The sequence below is a fragment of the Halomonas sp. AOP22-C1-8 genome (genome assembly GCF_052378905.1).
Classification (GTDB): domain Bacteria; phylum Pseudomonadota; class Gammaproteobacteria; order Pseudomonadales; family Halomonadaceae; genus Vreelandella; species Vreelandella citrativorans.
In genome coordinates, this window is sequence record NZ_JBQSYD010000056.1 from 1 (window position 1) to 4,119 (window position 4,119).

General features: G+C 57.5%; 1 protein-coding gene and 1 pseudogene. Both read left to right on the top strand.

Annotation, left to right across the window (positions count from 1 at the left end):
* Window positions 1–1,101 (top strand): annotated as a pseudogene (locus ACT3TY_RS17745) (ABC transporter ATP-binding protein); the annotation flags it as partial.
* A gap of 222 nt (window positions 1,102–1,323) precedes the next feature.
* Window positions 1,324–4,119 (top strand): hypothetical protein (locus tag ACT3TY_RS17750; RefSeq protein WP_444629079.1); only part of this gene is annotated, 2,796 nt, incomplete at its 3' end.

Consider the following 4,119-nt stretch of genomic DNA (forward strand, 5'->3'; position numbering starts at 1 on the left):
ACTCTGTTTATTTTACTGTTAGGAATGCGTCAGCTAATGGCAGCCAGTGTTAATGGGCTGGTCAATTTCCTAGGCATCATCAAGAATTTTAAGCAGATTAATATGTTGCTTTTGCCACGCTCCAGGCAGGTTTCTCTCTCTTCAGCCTCGGATTTTGTGCAGCGCTTTGAACAGGCAGCTCTTCAACAGTGGCTACTGCCATGGCTAGTTGAATGTCAATACTGTCATCGCGATCTTGAGATTTTACAGTGTCGGCTGCTTTACGGACGGGCTATAGCACATGTATTGATTCGTGATGTGGATAGTAATGGCTTCTCACGCTACAGGTTGCTGAAGTGCTACGTCCCTGCGCGAGAAAACGAAGCGCTTCATGAAATCGCGCTTTTGAGTGAAGTAGGTGGCTATCACTATGATGTTATCCCTGTTGTGCCTGTTTTACGAGCTAGTGGGCGTTTAGCTTGGTGCTCTTTTATATTATTGGAAGTAGGGGACAAACTTCCTCAATGGAAAAACTCAGAGGAGCGCAAGCCTTGGATGAATGAGTTGCGCCAGTATTGGCGACATATACCGCTGCCTGACAACATAGCCACCCAGTACGCTGAAACGTTTGCCTCACTACCCGAGCGTATGAGAAAAATTGAGGCGTCGCACTTTGCCTATTTGACACAAGAGGATCAACAAACCTTTCAAGTTCAGCGTTTCTTGCAGTTATGGCCGCTTATAATCGTTGAGATGGAAAGGCTTCCCAAATGCCTGACGGTTCAAAATCCTGGCAGCGCGCGCATGGCAACTATAGGCAACCATATACTTCTACTGGACTGGAATGGTTGGGTGTATGACACGTTGGGAGCACATTGGCCGCTATCCGCCAAGCTAAATGCGGAAGTGCTTGAGCTAATCAGCAGTCAATGGGAAAGTCCTGATAGTCAGCAAGTCTGGTCTGAGTTTGACTCGCCAACCATGGCGGCGAACGGCGTTGCGCTAGCTGCACGAGTGCACGAATTTTGCCAACGTTGTCATCTTTATAATGATTCAGGCGCGCTAAATATGATGCCAGGGCTTATAAAAGCTTATGAGGTCATTACTCTGGCTGATGAGTAAAAAAAACATGGTGGAAGGTTCTGTTCAGCAAAAAACATCATGGTCTTTAGCATATCCGTCAGACTCCTTCTATCGCTGTATTAGTACTGTCCACCGGTACAATATAAATTCGCCACCATCAGAGCTACCCTTGCTGCAAAATGCCGTTAATGAATGTTCACTTTCATTGGCTTTTACAAAAGCGGCAAACTCTTTAATTAAACGGCGGGTGGGATACAGCAGATGACTACAGTTATCGCGATTTCAGGTCAAGCTTGGGCACGTGATGAAGACGGCAACCTTCGAGAACTTCGTATTGGCGATATTCTTCAGGAAGGTGAAACGATCATCACGTCTGCGGATGGCCGCGTAGATCTGGACTTTGCCGACGGTACAGGTATTAACGTTGTTGAGGGTGGTCAAGAAGTAGCTATCACTCCTGAGCTTGATCCCGATGCGATTGTAACCACCGATGCTAGCGTTCTGGATGATGATTTAGAAGCGCTGCTCGCCGCTATTGATGAAGATGGCGACTTACTCGAACTGCTGGATGCTACCGCCGCCGGTGGTGCTGGCGGAGGCGGTGGGGGCGGCAACAGCTTTGTACGCCTTGCCCGTATCGCTGAAGAGGTCGACCCACTTGCTTTTAGCACTGAAGGTGGCCTGGACGGGACTGAATTCGTCGAATTTGATGGAGGCGACGCAGCCGCTGCCGCAGCACTAGATGACGCCGACGCAGATGCCGATTCAGACGCCGATGCGGATGCCGACGCCGACGCTGATGCAGATGCAGACGCAGATGCGGATACAGACGCCGATGCGGACGCCGATGCCGATGCCGATGCGGACGCTGATGCGGACGCCGATGCGGATTCCGACGCTGATGCCGATGCAGATGCGGACGCCGACGCTGATGCAGACGCCGATGCCGACGCTGATGCCGACGCGGATGCCGATTCGGATTCAGATGCGGACGCCGATGCGGATTCCGACGCTGATGCCGACGCTGATGCCGACGCCGACGCCGACGCCGACGCCGACGCCGATGCGGATGCCGATGCGGATGCGGATGCGGACGCCGATGCAGATGCAGATGCAGACGCCGATGCCGATGCGGACGCCGATGCGGACGCGGATACCGATGCGGACGCTGATGCCGATGCCGACGCCGATTCGGATGCTGATGCTGACGCGGATGCCGACGCGGACGCAGATGCCGATTCTGATGCAGACGCTGATGCAGACGCCGATGCGGACGCTGATGCAGATGCGGACGCTGATGCAGATGCGGACGCTGATGCAGATGCTGATGCTGATGCAGACGCCGATTCTGATGCTGACGCCGATGCTGATGCGGATGCCGATGCGGACGCGGATGCTGACGCGGATGCGGACGCTGACGCTGACGCTGACGCTGACGCTGACGCCGATGCCGATGCGGACGCTGATGCAGATTCTGATGCCGACGCCGACGCCGATGCCGATGCAGACGCCGATGCAGATGCGGACGCTGATGCAGATGCAGATGCTGATGCTGATGCAGACGCCGATTCTGATGCTGACGCCGATGCTGATGCTGATGCAGACGCGGATGCCGATGCGGACGCGGATGCTGACGCCGATGCGGATGCTGACGCTGACGCCGATGCCGATGCGGACGCCGACGCCGACGCCGATGCCGATGCAGACGCCGACGCCGATGCCGATGCAGACGCCGACGCCGACGCCGATGCAGACGCCGATGCAGACGCCGATGCGGACGCTGATGCAGATGCGGACGCTGATGCAGATGCAGATGCAGATGCAGATGCAGATGCAGATGCAGATGCAGACGCCGATTCTGATGCTGACGCCGATGCGGACGCCGATGCTGATGCTGATGCCGATGCGGATGCTGATGCGGATGCTGACGCCGATGCCGATGCGGACGCTGATGCAGATTCTGATGCCGACGCCGACGCCGACGCCGACGCCGACGCCGATGCCGATGCCGATGCAGACGCGGATGCCGATGCAGATGCCGATGCCGATGCCGATGCCGACGCGGATGCCGATGCAGATGCGGATGCTGACGCCGATGCCGATTCGGACGCTGATGCCGACGCGGACGCCGATGCAGACGCCGATGCGGACGCGGACGCCGATGCCGATGCGGACGCCGATGCCGATGCGGACGCTGATGCAGATTCTGATGCGGATGCCGACGCCGACGCCGATGCAGATGCCGACGCGGATGCAGATGCAGATGCTGACGCCGATGCGGATGCAGACGCTGATGCTGATACTGACGCCGACGCCGACGCCGATGCCGATGCAGATGCGGACGCTGATGCAGATGCGGATGCTGATGCGGATGCGGATGCAGACGCTGATGCAGATGCAGATGCAGATGCAGATGCAGATGCAGATGCAGATGCGGATGCGGATGCGGACGCTGATGCGGATACGGATACGGATGCGGATGCGGATGCGGATGCAGATGCAGATGCGGATGCGGATGCAGACGCCGACGCTGACGCCGATTCGGATGCTGATGCAGACGCAGATGCAGACGCAGACGCAGATGCCGATGCGGACGCCGATGCGGACGCCGATGCGGACGCCGATGCGGACGCGGATACCGACGCCGATGCGGACGCTGATGCCGATGCCGACGCCGATTCGGATGCTGATGCGGATGCCGACGCGGACGCAGATGCCGATTCTGATGCAGACGCTGATGCGGACGCCGATGCTGATGCGGACGCCGATGCCGATGCCGATGCCGATGCGGACGCTGATGCGGATGCAGACGCTGATGCAGATGCAGATGCGGATGCGGACGCTGATGCGGATGCTGATGCAGACGCCGATTCGGATGCTGATGCTGATGCGGATGCAGATGCCGACGCGGATGCGGATGCAGATGCCGACGCGGATGCGGATGCGGATGCTGATGCAGACGCTGATGCCGATGCGGATTCCGACGCTGATGCGGATGCAGACGCCGATGCGGACGCTGATGCGGATTCAGACGCCGATGCGGACGCTGACCTCGAC